Source organism: Pseudomonas lurida (genome assembly GCF_013522705.1).
In the GTDB taxonomy this organism is placed as follows: domain Bacteria; phylum Pseudomonadota; class Gammaproteobacteria; order Pseudomonadales; family Pseudomonadaceae; genus Aquipseudomonas; species Aquipseudomonas quebecensis.
On sequence record NZ_JAAMRE010000037.1, the window covers coordinates 1 to 24,419 of the forward strand.

The 24,419-nt window shown below is 62.5% G+C and carries 18 protein-coding genes and 1 pseudogene; 11 read left to right on the forward strand and 8 right to left on the reverse strand.

What is annotated here, in order from left to right:
* Both G7025_RS24095 and G7025_RS24100 read right to left on the reverse strand, forming a co-directional pair.
* Nucleotides 1-669, reverse strand: a 669-nt coding sequence (locus G7025_RS24095) for a TPM domain-containing protein (RefSeq protein ID WP_181081522.1), incomplete at its 3' end; no start/stop codon positions are given.
* Nucleotides 670-687: 18 nt separating this feature from the next.
* Nucleotides 688-1,299 (reverse strand): LemA family protein, encoded by a 612-nt coding sequence (locus G7025_RS24100; RefSeq protein ID WP_181081523.1) that lies wholly within the window; start codon nt 1,297-1,299, stop codon nt 688-690.
* Nucleotides 1,300-1,537: 238 nt separating this feature from the next.
* Between G7025_RS24100 and bglX the strand changes: the two genes are divergently transcribed.
* The gene (gene bglX, locus G7025_RS24105; RefSeq protein WP_181081524.1) at nt 1,538-3,829 is read left to right on the forward strand and encodes a beta-glucosidase BglX; all 2,292 of its coding nucleotides are present in this window, start codon (nt 1,538-1,540) and stop codon (nt 3,827-3,829) included.
* 315 nt (nt 3,830-4,144) lie between these two features.
* Nucleotides 4,145-7,180, forward strand: coding sequence for an autotransporter domain-containing protein (locus tag G7025_RS24110; protein WP_181081525.1), 3,036 nt, complete (start codon nt 4,145-4,147; stop codon nt 7,178-7,180).
* A gap of 27 nt (nt 7,181-7,207) precedes the next feature.
* On the opposite strand, the pseudogene G7025_RS24115 reads toward G7025_RS24110, so the two are convergent.
* From G7025_RS24115 to G7025_RS24130, 4 genes and pseudogenes are all read right to left on the reverse strand, one after another.
* Nucleotides 7,208-8,367: pseudogene (locus G7025_RS24115) on the reverse strand (phospholipase D-like domain-containing protein).
* 1 nt (nt 8,368) lies between these two features.
* Nucleotides 8,369-8,959, reverse strand: a complete 591-nt coding sequence (locus tag G7025_RS24120) for a YceI family protein (RefSeq protein ID WP_181081526.1) — start codon at nt 8,957-8,959, stop codon at nt 8,369-8,371.
* Between the two features lie 188 nt (nt 8,960-9,147).
* The gene (locus G7025_RS24125; protein WP_181081527.1) at nt 9,148-9,462 is read right to left on the reverse strand and encodes an amidase; all 315 of its coding nucleotides are present in this window, start codon (nt 9,460-9,462) and stop codon (nt 9,148-9,150) included.
* Complete coding sequence (locus tag G7025_RS24130; RefSeq protein ID WP_181081528.1) at nt 9,459-10,532, reverse strand: serine hydrolase domain-containing protein; 1,074 nt, start codon at nt 10,530-10,532, stop codon at nt 9,459-9,461. Before G7025_RS24130 ends, G7025_RS24125 begins: the two co-directional genes overlap by 4 nt.
* 184 nt (nt 10,533-10,716) lie before the next feature.
* On the opposite strand from G7025_RS24130, the gene olsB reads away from it, so the two are divergent.
* Entirely contained in the window at nt 10,717-11,472 is a 756-nt protein-coding gene (gene olsB, locus G7025_RS24135) for an L-ornithine N(alpha)-acyltransferase (RefSeq protein ID WP_034096335.1), read from the forward strand.
* Complete coding sequence (locus tag G7025_RS24140) at nt 11,472-12,263, forward strand: lysophospholipid acyltransferase family protein (protein ID WP_181081529.1); 792 nt, start codon at nt 11,472-11,474, stop codon at nt 12,261-12,263. Before olsB ends, G7025_RS24140 begins: the two co-directional genes overlap by 1 nt.
* Before the next feature lie 38 nt (nt 12,264-12,301).
* Here G7025_RS24140 and G7025_RS24145 read toward each other — a convergent pair whose 3' ends face one another.
* A complete protein-coding gene (locus G7025_RS24145; protein ID WP_181081530.1) occupies nt 12,302-12,880 on the reverse strand; it encodes an acyl carrier protein phosphodiesterase in 579 nt (192 codons plus the stop codon).
* Between the two features lie 155 nt (nt 12,881-13,035).
* Here G7025_RS24145 and G7025_RS24150 point away from each other — a divergent pair, with 155 nt between their 5' ends.
* Genes G7025_RS24150 through G7025_RS24160 form a run of 3 tightly spaced genes read left to right on the forward strand, consistent with a single transcriptional unit; the run spans nt 13,036 to nt 15,616 of the window.
* Nucleotides 13,036-13,353 (forward strand): ArsR/SmtB family transcription factor, encoded by a 318-nt coding sequence (locus tag G7025_RS24150; protein ID WP_181081531.1) that lies wholly within the window; start codon nt 13,036-13,038, stop codon nt 13,351-13,353.
* Nucleotides 13,354-13,366: 13 nt separating this feature from the next.
* Nucleotides 13,367-14,533, forward strand: a complete 1,167-nt coding sequence (locus G7025_RS24155) for an MFS transporter (protein WP_181081532.1) — start codon at nt 13,367-13,369, stop codon at nt 14,531-14,533.
* 27 nt (nt 14,534-14,560) lie between these two features.
* Nucleotides 14,561-15,616, forward strand: coding sequence for an alkene reductase (locus G7025_RS24160; protein ID WP_181081533.1), 1,056 nt, complete (start codon nt 14,561-14,563; stop codon nt 15,614-15,616).
* 241 nt (nt 15,617-15,857) lie between these two features.
* Here the strand turns inward: G7025_RS24160 and G7025_RS24165 are convergent, their stop codons facing one another.
* The gene (locus G7025_RS24165; protein ID WP_181081534.1) at nt 15,858-16,490 is read right to left on the reverse strand and encodes a TetR family transcriptional regulator; all 633 of its coding nucleotides are present in this window, start codon (nt 16,488-16,490) and stop codon (nt 15,858-15,860) included.
* A gap of 286 nt (nt 16,491-16,776) precedes the next feature.
* On the opposite strand from G7025_RS24165, the gene G7025_RS24170 reads away from it, so the two are divergent.
* The 4 genes from G7025_RS24170 to G7025_RS24185 all read left to right on the forward strand — a co-directional run bounded on the left by G7025_RS24170 (nt 16,777) and on the right by G7025_RS24185 (nt 24,415).
* Nucleotides 16,777-17,922: an efflux RND transporter periplasmic adaptor subunit gene (locus G7025_RS24170; RefSeq protein ID WP_181081535.1), complete on the forward strand. Its 1,146-nt coding sequence runs from the start codon at nt 16,777-16,779 to the stop codon at nt 17,920-17,922.
* Between the two features lie 3 nt (nt 17,923-17,925).
* Nucleotides 17,926-21,087, forward strand: coding sequence for an efflux RND transporter permease subunit (locus tag G7025_RS24175; protein ID WP_181081536.1), 3,162 nt, complete (start codon nt 17,926-17,928; stop codon nt 21,085-21,087).
* A complete protein-coding gene (gene adeC / locus G7025_RS24180) occupies nt 21,084-22,541 on the forward strand; it encodes an AdeC/AdeK/OprM family multidrug efflux complex outer membrane factor (protein WP_181081537.1) in 1,458 nt (485 codons plus the stop codon). The genes G7025_RS24175 and adeC overlap by 4 nt, the downstream gene beginning before the upstream one ends.
* A 176-nt stretch (nt 22,542-22,717) precedes the next feature.
* Nucleotides 22,718-24,415, forward strand: coding sequence for a molecular chaperone HscC (locus tag G7025_RS24185; RefSeq protein ID WP_181081538.1), 1,698 nt, complete (start codon nt 22,718-22,720; stop codon nt 24,413-24,415).
* Nucleotides 24,416-24,419 lie beyond the last annotated feature (4 nt).

Consider the following 24,419-nt stretch of genomic DNA (forward strand, 5'->3'; position numbering starts at 1 on the left):
GCCGCCACCCCCGCCACCGCCGCCGCGTCCACTGCTGCTGAGGATCGCCAGCAGGATCGCGCCCACCGGCAGGCCCAGGCGATTGCACAGCCACAGCACACCGATCAGCAGCACGAACAGGCCAATGGAAAGGCCGGGATTATCCTTGGCAAAATTGCCGTCCGCCACATGGGCCGGCACCGCCAGGGGTTCACCGCCGACCACCTGGACCATCGCGGCCACGCCGTCGCTGATGCCCTGGCTGTAATTGCCGGCCTTGAACTTGGGCGCGATCACCTGGTTGATGATGACCCACGACTGTGCATCTGTGAGCACGCCTTCCAGGCCATAACCCACTTCGATGCGCAACTTGCGTTCATCGCGGGCGACGATCAACAGCGCGCCGTTGTCCTTGCCCTTCTGGCCGATGCCCCACTGGCGCCCCAATTGATAACCGAAGTCCTCGATCGGCACGCCTTGCAGGTCGGGCACGGTGACCACCACGATCTGGGCGCCGCGCGTCTGCTCCAGCGCCTGCAACTGCTGGGTCAACTGCGCGCGCACCGCCGGGTCGATCATTTGGGCGTTGTCCACCACCCGCCCGGTCAGCGCCGGCAAGGTCAACGCTGCCTGGGCCGCGCCCGCGCAGGCCAACAGCCACAGCGTCAAGCCTATCCTTAATAAACGCATCGACACCTCAGTGCAGCCTTATTTGAACTTCACTTGCGGGGCTTTATCGGCATCGGCGCTGGTGGCTTCGAACGTGGCGCGGATCGGTAAATCGCTGTACATCACGCTGTGCCACAGGCGGCCCGGGAAGGTACGGATCTCGGTGTTGTACGCCTGCACGGCCTGGATAAAGTCGCGGCGCGCGACAGCGATGCGATTTTCGGTGCCTTCCAGTTGAGATTGCAGGGCCAGGAAGTTCTGGTTGGCTTTCAGATCCGGGTAGCGTTCGGAGACCACCATCAAGCGATTGAGGGCGCCGCTCAAGCCGTCCTGGGCCTGCTGGAACTGCTTGAGTTTTTCCGGGTTGTCCAGGGTGCTGGCGTCGACCTGGATCGAGGTGGCCTTGGCCCGCGCTTCGATCACGGCGGTCAGGGTGTCCTGCTCATGGGCGGCATAGCCCTTGACCACTTCCACCAGGTTGGGGATCAGGTCGGCACGGCGCTGGTACTGGTTCTGCACCTGGCCCCATGCCGCCTTGGCTTGCTCGTCGAGGGTGGGAATGGTGTTGATGCCGCAACCGCTCAGCACCGCGCTGATCAATAGCAGAGCCGCGGCTTTGAGGCCCCAGCGGTTAACGTGTGCTGCTTGCATGATGTATCTCCTGCCCAAACTGGATGGAATTGGATGACCTGCCCTATAAACCGCGCGCTTGGGGCATAATCCGCCACCACTGGTATGCATCGAGCCAATCAGCTACAAAGATGCCCAGCGCGAATAAGAGTTCAGAAGTGTGCGGTATTTCTCTGAACAACGCCCGAACAACAATAGACGCTCCCCACATTTTGGCCGTCAGCGCGAGCGCTGTGCAGTGAGCCGAAAAAGGATATTCATGAAAAAGCTGTGTTTGCTCGGCCTTGTTGCCACGCTGGCCACTCACCCCGTATGGGCAGAAACAAAGCCTGCTGCGCTTAAGGACAAGGACGCCTTTGTCAGCGACCTGCTCAAGCAGATGACCCTGGATGAAAAGATCGGCCAGTTGCGCCTGATCAGCATCGGCCCCGAAATGCCCCGCGAGCTGATCCGCAAGGAAATCGCCGCCGGCCGCATCGGCGGCACGTTCAACTCCATCACCCGCCCGGAAAACCGTCCGATGCAGGACGCGGCCATGCGCAGTCGCCTGAAGATCCCGATGTTCTTCGCCTACGACGTGATCCACGGCCACCGCACCATTTTCCCGATCAGCCTGGCCCTGGCCTCCAGCTGGGACATGGACGCCATCGGCCGCTCCGGCCGCATCGCCGCCCAGGAAGCTGCGGCCGACAGCCTGGACATCACCTTCGCGCCGATGGTCGACATCTCCCGCGACCCGCGCTGGGGCCGCACCTCCGAAGGCTTCGGCGAAGACACTTACCTGGTCTCGCGCATCGCCGACGTGATGGTCAAGGCGTTTCAGGGCACCAGCCCCGCCAATGCCGACAGCCTGATGGCCAGCGTCAAGCACTTCGCCCTGTATGGCGCGGTGGAAGGCGGGCGCGACTACAACGTGGTCGACATGAGCCCGGTCAAGATGTACCAGGACTACCTGCCGCCGTATCACGCGGCGATCAAGGCCGGTTCCGGCAGCGTCATGGTGGCGCTCAACTCGATCAACGGCGTACCCGCCACCGCCAATACCTGGCTGATGAACGACCTGCTGCGCAGGGACTGGGGCTTCAAAGGCCTGGCCGTGAGCGACCACGGCGCGATCTTCGAGCTGATCAAGCACGGCGTGGCCAAGGACGGGCGTGAAGCCGCCAAATTGGCGATCAAGGCCGGCATCGACATGAGCATGAACGACTCGCTGTACGGCAAGGAACTGCCGGGGCTGCTCAAGTCCGGCGAGATCGAGCAGAGCGACATCGACAACGCCGTGCGCGAAGTCCTCGGCGCCAAATACGACATGGGCCTGTTCAAGGACCCGTACCTGCGTATCGGCAAGGCCGAGGACGACCCGGCCGACACCTACGCCGACAGCCGCCTGCACCGCGCCGAAGCGCGTGATATTGCGCGCCGCAGCCTAGTGCTGTTGAAAAACCAGAACAACACCCTGCCGCTGAAAAAATCCGCGACCATCGCCCTGGTCGGCCCGCTGGCCAAGGCGCCGATCGACATGATGGGCAGTTGGGCGGCTGCCGGTAAACCCGAGCAATCGGTGACCCTGCTCGACGGCCTCAACGCCGTGATCGGTGAAAAAGGCAAAATCCTCTACGCCCGTGGCGCCAACATCACCAACGACAAGGCGGTGGTCGACTACCTCAACTTCCTCAACTTCGATGCGCCGGAAGTGGTGGATGACAAGCGCTCGCCGCAGGTATTGATCGATGAGGCGGTCCAAGCGGCCAAGCAGGCCGACGTGATCGTCGCCGCCGTGGGCGAGTCCCGTGGCATGTCCCACGAGTCCTCCAGCCGCACCGACCTGAACATCCCGCAAAGCCAGCGCGACCTGATCAAGGCGCTCAAGGCCACCGGCAAACCGCTGGTGTTGGTGCTGATGAACGGCCGCCCCTTGTCGATCCTGGACGAGAACCAACAGGCCGACGCCATCCTGGAAACCTGGTTCGCCGGCACCGAAGGCGGCAACGCCATCGCCGATGTGCTGTTCGGCGACTACAACCCGTCGGGCAAACTGCCGATCACCTTCCCGCGTTCGGTGGGGCAGATTCCGACCTACTACAACCACCTGACCATCGGCCGGCCGTTCACCCCAGGCAAGCCGGGCAACTACACCTCGCAGTACTTCGATGACACCACCGGGCCGCTGTTCCCGTTTGGCTACGGCCTGAGCTACACCACGTTCAGCGTGTCGGACATGGCGCTGTCGTCCACGACCCTGAACAAGACCGGCAAGCTCGACGCCAGCGTCACCGTGAAAAACACCGGTAAGGTCGACGGCGAAACCGTGGTGCAGCTGTACATCCAGGACGTGGCCGGTTCGATGATCCGTCCGATCAAGGAGTTGAAGAACTTCCAGAAAGTCATGCTCAAGGCCGGTGAAGAGCGCACGCTGCACTTCACCATCACCGAAGAAGACTTGAAGTTCTACAACACCCAGCTCAAGTACGCGGCCGAACCGGGTGAGTTCAATGTGCAGATCGGGTTGGATTCCCAGGATGTACAGCAGCAGACGTTCGAGTTGCTGTAAGGCCGCTCGGTTAAGGAATGCTGACTTCGAAGCGAAGCAGGTCGAAGGTGGGAGTTGTCCAGCTTTAGCGAGGCTGCGATGGCGTCGGCTCAGTAATATTGAGGTTGACTGACACGACGCTTTCGCGAGCAAGCCCGCTCCCACGGTTTGATCTGCATTGTCTTCACAATAGCGGCATTGGGTCTGGCGCCCTCCCCCCCTCTGAGTCAGCAAAAAGTCACGTTTCACGCACATCTCCAAGTAGTGTCCTATATCCCTCCCCCCGTGCACTCGCACACCCTGTCAGCCCGAAATCAATCTGCAGGTGTGTGGACTATGTCGCCCACGAAAAAACCCCGACAGGCAACTCAACAAGTTCCGGTTCAATCATCGTTCAAGCGCAAGGCGATCGCCCTGTGCCTGCTCGGTGGCTTGCCGAGCGTGGCTGTTGAAGCCGCAAGCTATCGCGAACAAGGCCGATTGAACGACGCCGCCAGTTGGCGCAGCGATGAGTTCAAAAAAAGTTGGGGGCTGGGCGCAGTCGGCGCCGACTACGCCTATGCCAGGGGGTTGAGCGGCGAGGGTGTGCAGGTGGGGGTTTACGACTCCGGCACCGACTTGCGCCATCATGAGTTAGCCGGCAAGCCACATTCCGCTGTACAACTGGCAGATCCCGGTTGTGTGAGCGATGCCGTGCTGTCGGGTGGCTGCTTCTTCAGCGAAGGTGATCGCTCCGAGGTGAATCTGCGCGATTCACTGCCACCCGAAGCCCTGCCCGGTCTGGAGGAGGCCATTGCCGACGGTGATCTCACCCGGGAGGAGGTCGATGACTACCTGAAAAACGTGGGGGCCCGGTACAACCCCCACGGCACTTTCGTTGCCGCCACCGTGCTTGCCAATCGCGATGGCGCGGGCTCCCATGGCGTAGCTTACGCGGCCAACGTGAGCGCGGTGCGCAGGTTCAGTAATACTTACCAGGCGGGTCCCGGGACAACCACAGACAGGGTCGCCAATGCCACGCCGGAGGCAGTCGAAGCCGCCTATGCCCAGTTGCACAAACAAAATGTGCGCGTGGTCAACCACAGCTGGGGCACGCCATCCCCCTTTGCCGATGAAGCCGCGCTGGATCTGGCGCTAAGCCAGACCCATACCCGTCATTATCAAGAGCTTAAAGCCATCGCAGACAGCGCCGTCAAATACGACATGCTGCAAGTATGGGCGGCGGGCAATTCATTAAAACCCAACGAATCGCCTCAAACCGCGCCCTTTACCGAGATCCATGCCAGCCTGCCACGCGCCGTGGCCGAGTTGGAGCGCTATTGGTTGAGCGTGGTCAATGTGAACCAGGCATTGACCCTGAGCGATGGCTCCTACCGCTGCGGCTTCAGCAAAGACTGGTGCCTGGCCGCGCCAGGAACGGATATCAGCTCAGCCTGGGTCGCGGGCTCGATAGACACCCAAACCCACTATGACAACGACGATGAAGCCGATGGCTTCACTGTCACTGGCGACAACCCCGAATTTGGTGACCTGACCGCCTCCGGGACGTCCATCGCCGCCCCTCACGTGAGCGGCGGCCTGGCCTTGCTGATGGAGCGCTTTCCCTACCTCGACAACCCGCAGATCCGTGATGTGTTGCTGACCACCGCCACCGACCTGGGTGAACCCGGGGTGGACGATATCTACGGCTGGGGCCTGATGGACCTGAAAAAAGCCATCGACGGGCCCGGCCAGTTGCGCGTCGACACCCGGGTCAACATGGACCGCCCGGCCGGCGGCGCAGTGGTCTGGCAAGGCGGCGCCTGGGACGATTGGCGCAACGATATCAGCGGGCCGGGGCGCCTGGAAAAAACCGGTGCCGGCTGGCTGCGCTTGAGCGGCAATAACAGCTTTGCCGGGACCACGCTCCACGAAGGCATTCTGGAACTGGACGGCGCCAACACCCTCAAGGGCGACGTGAAACTCGAAGGCGGCGTGCTGCGCCTGAACGGCAACCTGGCGGTCGAGGGCGACTATCAGCACGCATCGGGCGCAACCCTGATGACCGGCCTGGTTGCCCAGGCCGACCCGGCAAAACTGCACGTGAGCAACCAGGCCGCGATCAACGGCGGCACGCTGTACCTGAGCGCACAACCCAACAGTTATCCGTTGGGCCAGCGCTACAATATCCTCCAAGCACAAGGCGACTTGAGCGGTGAGTTTGCCTCGGTCGACCACCGCGAGTTCTCTCCCTTTCTCAGCGCTTTCCAGGTCAAGCAAGACAACCACTTGCTAGTGGAATTCGGCCGGGGCCGCTCGCTCGCTTCAGCGGCAAACACCGCCAACCAGCGCGCCGTCGCCACGGCCGCCGACGCTCAAGCCATGCCGACCCCGCTGCTGCAACGCTTGACCGCACTGTTTCCCGACCAGGCCCCCGCGGCGCTCGACCAGTTGAGTGGCGAGTTGCATGCCAGCACCCAGGCGGTGCTGATCGAAAACAGCCGCGTGCTGCGCCAGTCGGCGCTCGACCGGCAAGGCAACCGCGCAGGTGAGTCCGACGACTTGAACAGCGGCGCCTGGGTCCAACTGCCCCGCCGAAATGGCCAGCTCGAAGGCGATGGCAACACCGCGCGCACCTCCCATAGCAGCATCGGCCTGCTGGTCGGGTTTGATCACCGGCTGGAACAAGGCTCCCGCCTGGGGCTGGTGGCCGGCAGCGGCAGCAGCGAGGCCAAGGCCGGCGCGCGAGGCAAGGCGAGTGTCGACAGCTATCAGTTGGGCCTGCACGCTGGCCACACCTGGGACGCGTTCGGCCTGTATGGCGGCATCGCCTACGCGCAGCATCAGGTCCAGAGCAAACGCCGCGTCAGCTTTGCCGGCGTCGAAAATCGCCTGTCTGCCGACTATGCGAGCCGTACTGTGCAGACGTTTACCGAGGCCAACTATCGGTTCAATCATGGGTTCTGGGATTGGCAGCCGTACCTGCAACTGGCCCATGTACAGCTGCGCAGCGACGGGTTCAGCGAACGAGGCGGCATGGCCGCGCTGCGCGGCAAAAGCGCAAAGCAGAGCGTCAACCTGACCACCGGCGGTGTGCGCTTCAATATCGACCTGGCTCAAGCCCTGGTCGGCCCATCATGGTTGAGCCTGCGCGGTGGCCTGGCCTACACCCATGCCGGCGGAGGCCTGCAACCAGCGGCTCAAGTCGCCTGGGACGGCGGCTCCGCGCTACAGGTCAGCGGCGCTCCACTGGACCGCCTCAGCACCCGACTGGAACTGGGCGCCACTGCGCGCCTGAGCCGCCACAGCGCGCTGGACCTGGGTTTCAACCAGCAGCGCGGTGAGCGTTCACGGGACCAGAACCTCACGGCGCAGTATTCGCTGCAGTTTTAAACAGCGTTCTGAACGAAAGGCGGGGCCCTAACCCCGCCGATCCAACAGGTTGACCACCAACCGATCAATCCAGCCCCACAGCCGCTGCTTCACCCGCCGCCACAACGGCCGCGCCTTCCACGCTTCCAGGCTCACCACCTGGCTCTGGGCAAAATCGCGCTCGAAACTGTCCTTTACCGCGAGCGCCAATGCCGGGTCCAGGGCTTCCAGATTGGCTTCCAGGTTGAAGCGCAAATTCCAGTGATCAAAATTGCATGAGCCAATGCTGACCCAATCGTCCACCAGCACCATTTTCAGGTGCAGAAAGCACGGCTGATACTCAAAAATCTGCACCCCCGAACGCAGCAGGCGCGGGTAATAACGGTGGCCCGCGTAGCGCACTGAAGGGTGATCGGTGCGCGGGCCGGTCAGCAGTAAACGCACATCCACCCCACGCCCTGCTGCCCGGCGCAATGCGCGGCGCACACCCCACGTGGGCAGAAAATACGGCGTGGCGAACCAGATACGTTGCTGACTACTGTTCAGCGCGCGGATCAACGATTGCAGGATGTCGCGGTGCTGTCGGGAATCCGCGTAGGCCACCCGGCCCAGCCCCGGCCCCGTCGCCGGCATCTTGGGCAGACGCGGCAAACCGAAATGCGTGGCGGGTTTCCATGCGCGCCGCGCCGCGTTGGCGTGCCATTGGCGGTCGAACAGCGCCTGCCAGTCCAGCACCAGCGGGCCGCTGACCTGCACCATCACCTCGTGCCACTCGGCCGTGTCCTGGCCCGGCGTCCAGAACTCATCCGTTACGCCCGTGCCGCCGACCACGGCGAGCTGTTGGTCGATCAGTAACAGCTTGCGATGGTCGCGGTACAGGTTACGCATCCAGCGTCGCCAGCTCAGACGATTGTAGAAGCGCAGTTCCACCCCGGCGTCAGTCAGGCGTTTGCGCAGCGACAGGGTAAACGCCAGGCTGCCGTAGTCATCGAACAGGCACCGCACGCGCACACCGCGCTCGGCGGCCAGCACCAGTGCCTGCACCATGGCCTCGGCGCACGCACCGGCCTCCACCAGATACAACTCCAGGTCCACTTGCTGTTCGGCACGGGCAATGCCCACCAGCATCTGCGGGAAAAAAACTGCGGGCCGTCGATCAACAACTCGAAACGGTTGGCGCTGCGCCACGGAAACACCGCGCCGCCCATGTCAGCGCGCCGTGAAGATCAGTACCGCACCCACCGGCACCGACAAACTGATCGACTTCAGCCCGGCCGCCTTGCGCAGCGCGGCCACCCCCGGCGCCAGGTCGAAATCCTCGGCATGCAGCACCACCGGCTCCAGGGTCACCACCTGGAAACGCCGGTCATCCAGGCGCGTGGCCAGCAGCTCGGCGCTGTAGGCCTGGGTTTTGCCGTGCAAGGTCACACTCAGTGGCAGGCGCAACTCCAATTGCGCGCCGGGGGCCAGGTCGTTAATGGGCTGCAGATTGATCTGCGCGCTGATCAACGCCTCGGGGAACGTCTTGATCTCAAACAACTGATTGCGCATGCGCTCATCGCGCAGCGGCACGCCGCTGTTGACCGACTCCAGTTCCACCTGCACCTGCGCCGCGCCCTTGTCGTCGACCTTGCCGTGCAGCACCAGAAAACGATGCACATCGGCAATCTCAGTGTTTTTGGTGGTGACGAAGGACAGGCGCGAGGATTCGTTATCCAAGTACCAGTCGGCATGGGCGGGCACAGCAGCGGCCGCCAGCAAGGCGAAGGCCAGGGGGTTTATCAGAGAAGCATTGAACATAAAGACTCGAGGGGCAAAAAACCTGGACGAACCTTAACTGCGCCGCCTGCCGGGCGCAATGTAACTGACGAAGCAGATCAACTGTGGGAGCTGGATTGCCTGCGATAGCGGCAGGTCAGTCAACATCACTGTCGCCTGTGCCGTCGTCATCGCAGGCAAGCCAGCTCCCGCAGGGCAAGTGTGCCGTGTCAGGGATTCAGGCGGCAGCCTTGACGGTCGCCGAGCCACCTTGCGCTGTGGGTTCGGCCCAGCCCGCTCGCCGTCACTTCACTGCGCTCCGGGTTGTCGCTGAAGGCGCTGGTCGGCACGTACTGCTTCACATACCCCTGGCAGTACTGCGCCGGGTTATTCGCCACATACCGACACGAGCAGTATTCCTTAGCGGTATAGGCCGCAATGATATCGGGGAAGGCTTGCAGGTTGACGCGTTCGTGCCAGACCCACGCCAACAGCGCGAGCAATAACAGCAGAAAAAAACCGGTCAACGGCCGACGACGGATCATGGTTGCACCGCCGCAAGCACGCGTTTGAGCAATTCGTTGTGGCGATAGCTGCCGTCACGGTCGTCGCCGTAGCGCACGATCACCAGGCGTTCATCGGGCAATACGAACAGTGCCTGGCCCCAGTGGCCGAGCGCCGCGAAGGTATCGGCGGGAGCGTCGGGCCAAGGCCTTGGCGTGCCTTGGTTGAGCCACCAATGGCCGCCGGGGACAGCTTCGTCCTGCCCGGTTTGGTATCGGTTGAACGGCTGCCGATTGAAGGCCACCCACTCCTTGGGCAGCAGTTGCTGGTCACCCCAACGCCCCTCCCGCGCCATCAGCAGGCCGACCCGCGCCAGGTCGCGAGCGGTGAGGTAAGCGTAGGACGAGGCGACAAACGTCTCGTCGCCGTCGGTTTCCCACGTGGCATTGCGAATGCCCAGTGGCTTGAACAACGCATCCCACGGGTAACTCATATAGGCCTTGTGACCGAGCATGCCTTTCAGTGCGGCGGATAAAAGATTGCTGTCGCCACTGGAGTAACGGAACGCCTGACCCGGCGCGCTGGAGGCCTCCGTGTTTGCGGCAAACTCAGCCATGTCGGTGCGGCCACGGGTGTAGAGCATGGCCACCACCGAGGATTTGAGCGGGGCGAATTCGTAGTCTTCCTGCCAGTCCAGCCCCGAGGCCCAGTGCAGCAGATCGGCCATTGTGACCGTCGGATGCTGCTTCATCGGCGGGTAAAACCGCGCCACCGGGTCGCTCAATTTGAAGCGGTTGTCGCCGTAGGCCACCCCCAGCACGCAGGCCATCAGGCTTTTGCTGACCGACCAGGTCAAGTGCGGCGTGCTGGCGGTAGTGGGTGCGGCGTAGCGTTCGTAGATGACTTCACCGTCGCGTATCACCAGCAGGGCGTCGGTGCGAATGCCTTGGCGGGTGCTGTCGTCGCGCGGGGGAAAGGCATAGGCGTCCAGGGCTTGGAGCGCGGGACCGGTGAGCAGCGTGCCCTCGGCCCATTGCGGGTCGGGCCAGGTTTCAGCGTGGCCGTTAACGGTGAACAACAACAGCGCAACGCACAACAGGCCTCTGACCATGGACGCGAACTCGACGGGGCATTCAAACCCGCGAGGCTAGCCCAGGTGCATGACAGATTGACGACAAAGGGCCTGTCATCCAAGCGTCACCATAACTTCATGGAGATGACACCGGGCCTCCATAGCCTGACTTCGGACAACAAAGTCGACCGGCCGAAACGTGGCCGGCACTCGGAGACTCGCCATGACTCAGATCGCCCGCATCAGCGACACCGGCAATGAACGCCGTCTGCAAGCCGAACGCCTGATCGGCGCCCAGGCCTTGCAGGAAGCCCAGGCCCTGCGGTTCAACGTATTCAGCGGCGAGTTCAACGCCAAGCTGAAAGGCGCGGAACACGGCCTGGACATGGATGACTATGATGTGCACTGCAGCCATATCGGCGTGCGGGACTTGAACACCGGTCGACTGGTAGCCACCACTCGCTTGCTCGACCACCAGGCCGCCAGCACCCTGGGCCGGTTCTACAGCGAAGAAGAATTCAGCCTGCATGGCCTGCTCCACCTGAAGGGCCCGATCCTGGAAATCGGGCGCACCTGCGTCGACCCGGCCTACCGCAACGGCGGCACCATCGCGGTGTTGTGGGGCGAGTTGGCCGAGGTGCTCAACCAGGGCGGCTACAGCTATTTGATGGGCTGCGCGAGCATTCCGATGCACGACGGCGGCATCCAGGCCCATGCGATCATGCAGCGCCTGCGCGAACGCTACCTGTGCAACGAACACCTGCGCGCCGAGCCGAAAAAGCCGCTGCCGGCCCTGGATCTGCCGTCCAACGTGATCGCCGAAATGCCGCCGCTGCTCAAGGCCTATATGCGCCTGGGCGCGAAGATCTGCGGCGAGCCGTGCTGGGACGAAGACTTCCAGGTCGCCGACGTGTTTATCCTGCTCAAGCGCGACGAGTTGTGCCCGCGCTATGCGCGCCACTTCAAGGCGGCCATGTGATGAGCCGCCTGCGTGTATACGGGCGCATCGCCCGCGTGCTGCTGGTGGTGGCGCTGGGCTTGAGCATGGCCAGCGTGTTTGGCCTTTTCGAACGCTTGGGCGTGGCCAATTCGATGGTGCGCCGCCAGCGCTGGTCGCGGTTCTTCATGGCCCGGCTGACCAACGCCCTGCCCTTTCGCGTGACGGTTCATGGCCAGTTGCCGACGCAACCGATGCTATGGGTGAGCAACCACGTGTCCTGGACCGACATACCGCTGCTGGGCATGGTTGCGCCGATGTCGTTTCTGTCCAAGGCCGAAGTGCGCACCTGGCCGGTCGCCGGCTGGTTGGCGGCGAAGGCCGGCAGCCTGTTTATCCGCAGGGGCTCGGGCGACAGCCAATTGATCCGCAAGCAGATGACCCGGCATCTGGAGCAGCAACATCCACTGTTGATGTTCCCCGAAGGCACCACCACCGACGGCCGCAGCCTGCGCACCTTCCACGGCCGCCTGCTGGCCAGCGCGATCGATGCGGATGTGTCGCTGCAACCGGTGGCGATCCGTTACCTGCGCGATGGGCAGGTGGACCCGCTGGCGCCGTTCATAGGCGATGACGATTTGCTCTCGCACCTGATGCGGTTGTTTGCCAATGATCAGGGCGATGTGGAAATCCACGTACTCACACCGATTGCCTGCGCCGGGCAGGAGCGTGCCGCCCTGGCGTTCCAGGCGCAGCAGGCGGTGCAGAAGGCGTTGTTCGGGCCGATCGCTGAAGTTGAACCGGTAGCGGCGCGACCAGCGTTCGCTGCTTGAAACCATGTGGGAGGGGCAAGCCCCTCCTACATTTAGTTTTACGGCGTCAGTTGAGCCTGTGCGAACACCTGCAATTGAGGGTAGAAGCGCCGGAAGTCTTCACTCAACGGTTCATATAAAAGTCGCAGCTCCTGCATCGCGTGCCCCAACTCCTCGGGTTGCGTCAGCCGCCGCGAAATCCCGCGCAGCACGTGTTCTATCACCGCGAACTCGCGGTATGAGCCCAGCCAATCGTCCGCTGCCATATAAGGCGCAATCTGCGCCAACCGCCCCGGTAACGCCGGTTCGGCCGCCAGTACCCGGTACACCCGCGAAGTGAAGTCTTCCAGCGGCTGGTCGGCATACAACGCCCAATCCCGCGCCAGGCAGTGATCGAAGAACACGTCCAGAACGATCCCGGCATAGCGCCGACGGGTCAGGCTGAAGCGTGACAACGCCTGCCCTACCAACGGATGGCTGTCGGTAAAACGGTCGATCGAACGATGCAACTGGATCGCCGCTTCAATGGATGGGCTGAACTGGCCCTGCAGACGGCCTTTAACGAAGTCGCCATACAGGCTGCCCAGCAGTTGCGCGGGCAACTGGCCGCCCAGGTGCAGATGTGCGAGATAATTCATGGCGCGCAGTCTAGCACTGCGCTTAACGTATCGTTATAACTCGATATACCGATTCAGTCTGACCTCAGAGCAAAATCGTATTGGTATATCGGGATATACCGATTTAAAGTTCGCCTCATCGCGATATAACGCTTTACAACACCGAGCACACTGCCATGTCCATCGACCTCGACGAAATAATAAAAGCCCTGGCGCACCCGGTACGGCGAGACATCCTCACCTGGCTCAAAGACCCGAAGGTGCAATTCCCCGAGCAATTGCACAACCACGAGTACGGCATCTGTGCCGGGCAGATCGACCAACGCTGCGGCTTGTCCCAGTCGACCGTGTCGGCCCACCTGGCCACCTTGCAACGCGCGGGTCTGATCAGCAGCCAGAAGGCCGGGCAGTGGCACTTTTTCAAACGCAATGAGGAAGTGATCCAAGCCTTCCTCACAGCGCTCATCACTGAACTCAGCGCCGAACCGCTGTAAAAGGACCCCGCAAATGCCCCTCTCGCTCCTCATCCTGGCCCTGAGCGCCTTCGCCATCGGCACCACCGAGTTCGTCATCATGGGCCTGCTGCCCGATGTGGCGGCGGACCTCGGCGTATCGATCCCGGGCGCCGGCTGGCTGGTCACCGGTTATGCCCTGGGCGTGGCCATTGGTGCGCCCTTTATGGCGCTGGCCACGGCTAAATTGCCGCGCAAGGCCGCCCTGGTAGCGTTGATGGGGATTTTCATTATTGGCAACCTGCTCTGCGCCCTGGCCAGCGACTACAACGTGCTGATGTTCGCTCGCGTGGTCACCGCGCTGTGCCACGGCGCCTTCTTCGGGATTGGTTCGGTGGTCGCTGCCAACCTGGTGCCGGCCAACAAGCGGGCCTCGGCCGTGGCCTTGATGTTTACCGGCCTGACCCTGGCCAACGTGCTCGGTGTTCCCCTGGGCACTGCGCTGGGCCAGCAAGCCGGCTGGCGCTCGACCTTCTGGGCGGTGACGGTGATCGGCGTGGTGGCGTTGATCGGCCTGATTCGTTTCCTGCCGGCCAAGCGCGACGAAGAAAAGCTCGACATGCGCGCCGAACTGGCCGCCCTCAAAGGCGCCGGTATCTGGTTGTCGCTGAGCATGACCGCCCTGTTCGCGGCGTCCATGTTCACCCTCTTCACCTACGTGGCGCCGCTGTTGGGCGATGTCACCGGTGTATCGCCCAAAGGCGTGACCTGGACCCTGCTGCTGATCGGCCTGGGCCTGACCGTCGGCAATATCATCGGCGGCAAGCTCGCAGATAAACGCCTGGCAGCCACTCTGATCGGCGTGTTTATCAGCATGGCCGTGGTGTCCACCGCGCTGAGCTGGACCAGCGTCGCCGTGATCCCCACCGAAATCACCTTGTTCCTCTGGGCAACCGCCGCGTTCGCCGCCGTACCGGCGCTGCAGATCAACGTGGTGACCTTCGGCAAGGCCGCGCCGAACCTGGTGTCCACCTTGAACATCGGCGCGTTCAACATCGGCAACGCCCTCGGCGCCTGGGTCGGCGGCAGCGTAATCGCCCATGGTTTCGGTCTGACCAGTGTGCCGCTGGCGGCCGCTGCCCTGGCGATCCTTGCCCTTGTGGTGACCTTGATAACTTTCCGTCAGAGCGGCGATGCCGACCTGGCCCCTGCGACCAACTGATCAATGTAATAAAGAAGGTATTGTGCGATGACGACTATTTTCGATCCGATCAAACTGGGTGACGTGGAGCTGTCGAACCGCATCATCATGGCCCCGCTGACCCGCTGCCGCGCCGACGCCGGCCGCGTGCCCAACGCGCTGATGGCCGAGTATTACGTGCAGCGTGCCTCCGCCGGGCTGATCCTCAGCGAAGCCACCTCCGTAACGCCAATGGGCGTAGGCTACCCGGACACCCCGGGCATCTGGTCCAACGACCAGGTGCGTAGCTGGGCCAACGTGACCAAGGCCGTACACGGCGCGGGCGGCAAGATTTTCCTGCAACTGTGGCACGTCGGCCGGATCTCCCACGAGTCCTACCTGAACGGCGAAACCCCCGTGGCACCGAGTGCGATCCAGGCCAAGGGCCACGTCAGCCTGGTGCGTCCGCTGGCCGACTATCCGACCCCGCGCGCCCTGGAAACCGCTGAAATCGCCGACATCGTCGACGCCTACCGCACCGGCGCCGAGAATGCCAAGGCTGCAGGCTTTGACGGCGTGGAAATTCACGGGGCCAATGGCTACCTGCTCGACCAGTTCCTGCAGAGCAGCACCAACCAGCGCACCGATCAGTACGGCGGCTCCCTGGAAAACCGCGCGCGCCTGCTGCTGGAAGTGACCGATGCGGCCATCGACGTGTGGGGCCCTGGCCGCGTGGGCGTGCACCTGGCACCCCGCGCCGATGCGCACGACATGGGCGACGCCAACCTGGCGCAGACCTTTACCTACGTCGCAACTGAGCTGGGCAAACGCGGCATCGCGTTTATCTGCTCGCGCGAGAAAGAAGGCGCCGACAGCCTCGGTCCACAGCTGAAAAAAGCCTTCGGCGGCGCGTATATCGCCAACGAACGCTTCACTAAAGACAGCGCCAACGCGTGGCTGGCCGAGGGTAAGGCGGATGCGGTGGCGTTTGGCGTGCCGTTCATTGCCAACCCGGACCTGCCGGCTCGCCTGAAGGCCGATGCCCCGCTGAACGAAGCGCATCCGGAGACGTTCTATGGCAAAGGCCCGGTGGGTTACATCGACTACCCGACCCTGCCGCTGTAATCGCCTGAGACACAAACCAAATGTGGGAGGGGCCTGTCCCCTCCCACATGTTTGCCCCGTCGTTGCCTGTGTAACATTCCTTCACAGCCCTGCAACAAATTCCCTACAAAATACTTAGGCGGCTACCTATCAAGCGCCGGCCAGCCCGTATATAAAGTCACCCCACGAATAAGTCAGAAGGACGATTGACCGTCCTTAGGCTTTACTGTTGACACAACTGGACGCAATTACGCATTTTGTCTCAATTGCGCAGGCTTGGGCTCAAGCGCAGCATGTCCAGCCCTGCCTCTACCCAGCGTTCGGCTTCCTGCTGCAATTGGAAGCTGTCGGGGACCAGCAGCCATTGGCCGATCAGCCCATTGATGTAGGCATGAATGCACACCGCGCCACGCGTGGTGTCGAGGTTTTCCGGAAGTTGCCCGCGATGGACCGCATTACGCAGTGTCAGGCCGATGCGCAGGTTGCATTCCAGGCTATGCGTTTGGCGCTGGCGGCGCATGTCGCACATTTCGTCGGTGAATTCGCACTTATGAAACAAGATCTCATTGATGCGTCGGGTTTTCGGGTCCAGGGCCACTTGATGGAACAAACGAATCAGCAGCTTGCGCATACAGCCCAGCGGGTCGAGTTCATCCTCGCTTTCACTGGCCCGGGCCAACTCGTCCAAGGGCTCGTGCAGCGTATCGAGCAGCGCCTGGAGCAAATCGGATTTATTACTGAAATGCCAATAGATAGCGCCTCGCGTTACGCCGGCCAGTGCGGCGATGTCCGCCAGCGTGGTCCGCGCGACGCCGCGCTCGTAAAAGGCTTGCTCGGCGGCATCGAGAATCTGGCTGCGCGTTTCCTGAGCTTCCTCTTTGGTGCGACGAACCATGGCAGTAAAACCTCAATCAGAACACTTAGGACTATCGATAATGCTGTCTTAATAGGCGGTATCGATCATCTGAATAATTGTGGGACGACGCCGTCATGGGCACCGAACGTACTAAAATCGAGGCTTTGGCCGCTGCTTTGTCAACAACGCGCGAAACCTGTCAAGAGTTTACAAACAACCATGAACGTAAGTATATTGCGTAGCAAGCTACTTATCTACTCACGGCTCGTTTTTTACCCTTCCACACTTCTTGTGCGCACTCTGCGCGCCTGACCCGAGGATCTTCATGCAACTTAAGCCAGCTGTTACCGCTCTGGTCACTGCCGTCGCCCTGGCATCGCTGCTCAGCGGATGTAAAAAGGAAGAAGCGGCTCCGCCCGCTCAAATCCCTCTGGTCGGCGTGGTCACCCTGCAACCGCAAGCCTTTACCCTGACGTCCGAACTCCCTGGCCGCACTACGGCCTTTCGCATCGCGGAAGTTCGCCCGCAGGTCAACGGCATCATTCTCAAGCGCCTGTTCAAAGAAGGCGCGGACGTGAAGGAAGGCCAGCAGCTTTATCAGATCGACCCGTCGGTCTATGAGGCCACCCTGAAAAGCGCCCAGGCCACCCTGAGCCAGACCAAATCCATCAGCGACCGCTACAAGCAGTTGGTGGATGAGCAGGCCGTGAGCCGCCAGGAATACGACACCGCCGTCGCCAATCGCATGACCGCCGAAGCCAACGTGCAAACCGCCCAGATCAACGTGCGCTACACCAAAGTGTTCGCGCCGATCTCCGGGCGTATCGGCCGTTCTTCGGTGACCGAAGGCGCGCTGGTCAGCAATGGCCAGGCCGATGCCATGGCGGTCATCCAGCAACTGGACCCGATCTACGTCGACGTCACGCAGTCTTCGGCCGAAATGCTGAAGCTGCGCCGCGACCTGGAAAGCGGCCAACTGGAAAAAGCCGGCGCCAATGCGGCTAAGGTCAAGCTGACCCTGGAAGACGGTAGCGACTATCAACACGACGGCAAACTGGAATTTTCCGAAGTGTCGGTCGATCAGACCACCGGCTCCGTGACCCTGCGCGCTGTGTTCCCCAACCCTGACCACACCCTGCTGCCGGGCATGTTCGTACACGCCCAATTGCAAGCCGGCGTGAACAGCAAGGCGATCCTGGCCCCGCAGCAAGGCGTGACCCGCGACCTTAAAGGCACTCCGACGGCGCTGATCGTCAACGCGCAAAACAAGGTCGAGCAACGTGAACTGGTGGCCAACCGTACCGCCGGTGCCTACTGGCTGGTGGAGAAAGGCTTGAACGCCGGTGACCGTGTCATCACAGAAGGCTTGCAGTACGTCAAGCCGGGCGCCGAGGTCAAGGTCAAGGACGCGGACAACGCCAAGCCCGCCGGTACCGCCGCTCCTGCTGCCGCTGCTGGCAAAGGGGAGTAACCCATGTCGAAATTTTTTATCGACCGTCCCATTTTCGCCTGGGTGATTGCCCTGGTGATCATGCTGGTCGGGGCACTGTCGATCCTGAAGTTGCCCATCAACCAATACCCGGCCATCGCGCCGACCGCTATCGATATCCAGGTGACCTACCCAGGCGCGTCCGCACAAACCGTGCAGGACACCGTGGTGCAGGTGATCGAGCAACAGCTCAACGGTATCGACAACCTGCGTTATGTCTCCTCGGACAGTAACTCCGACGGCAGCATGACCATCACCGTGACGTTCAACCAGGGTACCAACCCGGACATCGCCCAGGTTCAGGTGCAGAACAAGCTGAACCTGGCCACCCCGCTGCTGCCGCAAGAAGTACAGCAGCAGGGGATCCGCGTGACCAAGTCGGTGAAGAACTTCCTGATGGTGATCGGTCTGGTGTCCGAAGACGGCAGCATGACCAAGGACGACCTGTCCAACTACATCGTGTCCAACATCCAGGACCCGATCTCGCGGACAGCCGGCGTGGGTGACTTCCAGGTATTCGGTTCCCAGTACGCCATGCGTATCTGGCTCGACCCGGCCAAGCTGAACAACTACCAGTTGACTCCGGTCGACGTCAGCACCGCCATTTCCGCACAGAACGTGCAGGTGGCCACCGGCCAATTGGGCGGCCTGCCTGCCCTGCCCGGCACTCAGCTGAACGCCACCATCATCGGCAAGACACGCCTGCAGACCGCAGAGCAGTTCGGCAACATCCTGATGAAGGTCAACACCGACGGCTCGCAGGTTCGCCTCAAGGACGTCGCGCGCATCGAGCTGGGCGGCCAGACCTACAGCATCAGTGCGCAGTTCAACGGCAAACCGGCCTCCGGCATGGCGATCAAGCTGGCGTCCGGCGCCAACGCCCTGGACACCGCCAAGGCCATCCGCGCCACCGTGGCGTCCCTGGAGCCGTTCTTCCCGCCAGGCATGAAGGCAGTGGTGCCGTATGACACCACCCCGGTAGTGACCGAATCGATCTCCGGTGTGGTGCACACCCTGGTCGAAGCGATCGTGCTGGTGTTCCTGGTGATGTTCCTGTTCCTGCAGAACTTCCGCGCCACCATCATCACCACCATGACCGTTCCGGTGGTACTGCTGGGTACGTTCGGCATCCTCGCGGCGTTCGGTTTCACCATCAACACCCTGACCATGTTCGGCATGATCCTGGCCATCGGCCTGCTGGTGGACGACGCCATCGTGGTGGTGGAGAACGTTGAGCGGGTGATGGCCGAGGAGCACCTGTCGCCTAAAGAAGCGACGGTCAAGTCCATGACTCAGATCCAGGGCGCCCTGGTGGGTATTGCCCTGGTGCTGTCGGCGGTACTGCTGCCAATGGCGTTCTTCGGCGGTTCCACCGGTGTGATCTACAAACAGTTCTCCATCACCATCGTTTCGGCCATGGCGTTGTCGGTACTGGTTGCCCTGATTTTCACCCCGGCGCTGTGCGCCACCATGCTCAAACCGATCGACCCCGAAAAGCACGGCCAACCCAAGCGTGGTTTCTTCGGCTGGTTCAACCGCACCTTCGACCGTAGCGTGGTGAGCTACGAGCGCGGCGTGGGCAACATGATCAAGCACAAGATCCCGGCGTTCCTGGTCTACCTGCTGATCTTCGCCGGCATGATCTGGCTGTTCATGCGCATCCCCGCGGCGTTCCTGCCCGACGAAGACCAGGGCGTAATCTTTGCCCAGGTGCAGACACCGGTCGGCTCCACCGCTGAACGTACGCAGAAAGTCATCGACGACATGCGCATCTTCCTGCTCAACGACAAGGAAGGTGAGCCAGGCGAAGGCAAAGGCGTCAAATCGGTGTTTACCGTGAACGGCTTCAACTTCGCCGGTCGTGGCCAAAGCTCGGGCCTGGCGTTCGTGATGCTCAAGCCGTGGGACGAGCGTGATGCGTCCACTTCGGTGTTCGAGATCGCCAAACGTGCCCAGGGCTACTTCATGCAGACGTTCCAGGACGCCATGGTGTTCGCCATCGTGCCGCCGTCGGTACTGGAATTGGGTAACGCCACCGGTTTCGACGTGTTCCTGCAGGACCAGGGCGGTGTCGGTCATGAGAAGTTGATGGCCGCGCGCAACCAGTTCCTGGGCATGGCGGCACAGAGCAAGATCCTGGCCGGCGTGCGCCCCAACGGCGTGAACGACGAGCCGCAATACGAGCTCACCGTTGACGACGAGAAGGCCAGCGCCCAGGGCATTTCCCTGTCCAACATCAACCAGACCCTGGCGATTGCCCTGGGTGGCAGCTACGTCAACGACTTCATCGACCGTGGTCGTGTGAAGAAGGTGTACGTGCAAGGTGACGCCGCCAGCCGCATGTCTCCAGAAGACCTGAACAAGTGGTACGTGCGCAGCGACTCCGGGAAGATGGTGCCGTTGTCGGCCATCGCCACCGGCAAGTGGATCTACGGCTCGCCGAAGCTCTCGCGTTACAACGGCGTGGCCGCGATGGAAATCCTCGGCACCCCGGCACCGGGCCACAGCACCGGTGAAGCGATGGCCGAAGTCGAGCGCATCGCCAAGCAACTGCCGGCGGGCGTGGGCTATGCGTGGACAGGCCTGTCGTACGAAGAACGCTTGTCCGGCTCGCAGGCACCGGCGTTGTACGCGCTGTCGCTGCTGGTGGTGTTCCTGTGCCTCGCGGCGCTGTACGAAAGCTGGTCGATTCCGATCGCAGTCGTGTTGGTGGTGCCGCTGGGCGTGGTGGGTGCGTTGATCGCCACCAGCATGCGCGGGCTGTCCAACGACGTGTTCTTCCAGGTGGGCCTGTTGGTCACGGTGGGGCTGGCGGCGAAAAACGCCATCCTCATCGTGGAGTTCGCCAAAGAGCTTCACGAACAAGGCAAGGGCATCGTCGAGTCGGCCATCGAAGCCTCTCGCATGCGTCTGCGTCCGATCATCATGACCTCCATGGCGTTCATCCTCGGCGTACTGCCGCTGGCGATCTCCTCGGGTGCCGGTTCAGGCAGCCAGCACGCCATCGGTACCGGCGTGATCGGCGGTATGATCACGGCCACTGTCCTGGCGATCTTCTGGGTGCCGCTGTTCTTCGCCACCGTGTCGGCCATCGGCAACCGCAAAGAACCCGAAACCAAGCAAACTTCTAAAGAGGCTGGCCAATGAGCAAGTCGCTACTTTCCCTGGCCGTCACAGCATTCGTGCTCAGTGGCTGCTCGCTGATCCCTGACTACCAGCGCCCCGAAGCGCCGGTAGCGGCGCAATACCCCCAGGGGCCGGCCTATTCGTCGGCCCAGGCGCCGGGCCAGGCTGCCGCCGAGCAAGGCTGGAAGCAGTTTTTCCATGACCCTGCCCTGCAGCAACTGATCCAGACCGCACTGGTGAACAACCGCGACCTGCGTGTCGCGGCCCTGAACATCGATGCCTACGCCGCGCAATACAACATCCAGCGCGCCGACCTGTTCCCGGCCGTATCGGCCACGGGCAGCGGCGAACGCTCGCGCACCCCGGCTCGCCTGTCGCAGACCGGCGAATCGAGGATCGCCAGCCAGTACTCGGTCGGCCTTGGAATCAGTTCCTATGAGCTGGACCTGTTCGGCCGCGTGCGCAGCCTGAGTGAAGAAGCCCTGCAAAGGTACTTCGCCACGGAAGAAGCGCGGCGCAGCACCCAGATCAGCCTGGTGGCCAGCGTGGCCAACGCCTACCTGACCTGGCAGGCCGACAAGGAACTGCTCAAGCTGACCCAGGACACCCTTGGCGCGTTCGAGCAAAGTTTCAAACTCACCTCGCGCAGCAACGAAGTCGGCGTGGCCTCGGCCCTCGACCTGAGCCAGGCGCGCACCTCGGTGGAGAACGCGCGCGTGCAATTGGCGCGTTACACCCGCCAGGTGGCCCAGGACGAAAACAACCTGACCCTGCTGCTGGGCACCGGCCTGCCGGCCAATCTGGCCAGCCAGCCGCTGTCGGATAACCTGCTCAGCGAAGTACCGGCCGGCCTGCCTTCGGACCTGCTGCAACGTCGCCCCGACATTGTGCAGGCCGAGTACAACCTCAAGGCCGCCAACGCCAATATCGGCGCGGCCCGCGCGGCGTTCTTCCCAAGCATCAGCCTGACCGCCAGCGCCGGCACCGCCAGCCCGAACCTCGGCGGCCTGTTCAAGGGCGGCTCGGGCACCTGGTCGTTCGCCCCGCAGATCAACATCCCGATCTTCAACGCCGGCAGCCTGCGTGCCAGCCTGGACTACTCGAAGATCCAGAAAGAGATCAACGTGGCGAACTACGAGAAGGCGATCCAGACCGGCTTCCAGGAAGTCTCCGATGGCCTCGCCGCGCGGGCGACCTACAAGCAGCAACTGGAAGCCCAGCGCGGTTTCGTCGAGGCCAACCAGGATTACTACCGCCTGGCCGAGCGTCGCTACCGCATCGGTGTCGACAGCAACCTGACGTTCCTCGATGCCCAGCGCCAGCTGTTCAGCGCTCAGCAATCGCTGATCACCGACCGTCTGGCGCAGTTGACCAGCGAGGTCAACCTGTACAAGGCCCTCGGCGGTGGCTGGAATGAGCAGACCGCGAAGAACGAACCGCTGAAAGAAGAAGCGCCGGCGTTCAAGGCGTTCTGATAACGGCGTTGTCATAAAAAACCGCCTCCCTCACAGGAGGCGGTTTTTTTTGGCGACGGCGCTTTGCCCAATCGCCGCATCACTCGCCCCGTCAGCCATCCGCCTTGCATTCCCTTCAACCTTTCGCGGTAAAATCTGTCACAGATTCTTACAGACCACAGAGGGAGCTTGTCGTAATGATCGTAGGAATCGACCTGGGGACAACCAACAGTCTCGCAGCGGTCTGGCGCGGCGATGCCGCCGAATTGGTGCCCAATGCCCTCGGCCAGTTACTCACCCCGAGCGTGGTCGGGCTGGACGACCAGGGCCGCGTGCTGGTCGGTCAGGCCGCCAAGGAGCGCCTGCACACGCACCCGCACCTGACCACGTCGCTGTTCAAGCGCTATATGGGCAGTGCCACCGAGGTGCGCCTGGGCGACCGTTCGTTTCGCCCGGAAGAACTCTCGGCGCTGGTGCTCAAGAGCCTGAAAGAAGACATCGAACGCACCTACGGCCACGCCGTCACCGAAGCCGTGATCAGCGTGCCTGCCTACTTCAGCGACGGCCAACGCAAAGCCACGCGCATTGCCGGTGAACTGGCCGGGCTCAACGTTGAAAAACTGATCAACGAACCCACCGCCGCCGCCCTCGCCTACGGCCTGCATCAACGCGACAAAGAAACCTCGTTCCTGGTGTTCGACCTCGGTGGCGGCACGTTTGACGTGTCGATCATCGAGCTGTTCGACGGGGTGATGGAGGTGCGCGCCAGCGCCGGTGACAACTTTTTGGGCGGCGAAGACTTCGACACGCTGCTGTTGGAGCATTTCGTCGACAGCCAGCGCAACGCCCAGGGTTTTCCACCCACCAGCAGCGTGCTGCAGGCCCTGCGCCGCGAGGCCGAGCGTGTGCGCAAGGCGTTGGGCCAGGATGACAGCGCCGACTTCACCCTGCGCGTCGACGGCCAACAGTGGGTCAAGACCATCAGCCAACAGGAACTGGCCAAGCTCTACACGCCGCTGCTCGAGCGCCTGCGGGCACCGATCGAGCGTGCCCTGCGCGATGCGCGCATCCGTGTCAGTGACCTGGATGAAATCCTGCTGGTGGGCGGTACCACGCGGATGCCGCTGGTGCGCAAACTCGCCGCCGGGCTGTTCGGGCGCTTCCCGTCCATCAGCCTCGACCCCGACCAGGTGGTCGCCCACGGCGCCGCGATCCAGGCCGCGCTCAAGGCGCGTTCCGCCGCGCTGGAAGAAGTCGTGCTGACCGACGTGTGCCCCTACACCCTCGGCATCGAAACCTCAAACCAGTACGGCGGCCACATCGAGAGCGGGCTGTACCTGCCCTTGATCGAACGCAACAGCAGCGTGCCGGTGAGCCGGGTCAAAAGCGTGGTCACCCTGCATGACGACCAGAGCCGCGTCCTGTTGAAGATCTACCAGGGCGAAAGCCGCCTGGTAAAAGACAACATCGAACTGGGCCAGCTGGAAATCGCCGTGCCCAAGCGCAAGGCCGGCGAAGTCTCGCTGGACGTGCGCTTCACCTACGACAACAACGGCCTGCTCGAAGCCCAGGTGAATATCCCGCTGACCGGCGAGCAGCACTCCCTGGTGATCGAGAACAATCCCGGCGTGCTCAGCCCGCAGGAAATCCAGCAACGCCTGCAAGCCCTGGCGCTGCTGAAAATTCATCCGCGCGACCAGCAGGTCAACACCGTCCTGACCGCGCGCCTTGAACGGCTCTATCAGGAAAGCCTGGGTGAGCTGCGCGAACAGCTTGGGCATTGGGCCGCGCAGTTCCAGCAGGTGCTCGATACCCAGGACGAACGCCGCATCCGCGAAGCCCGCAGCGAACTGACCCGGCAACTGGAGCAGCTCGATAACGGGTTCTGGCGCTGAGGAA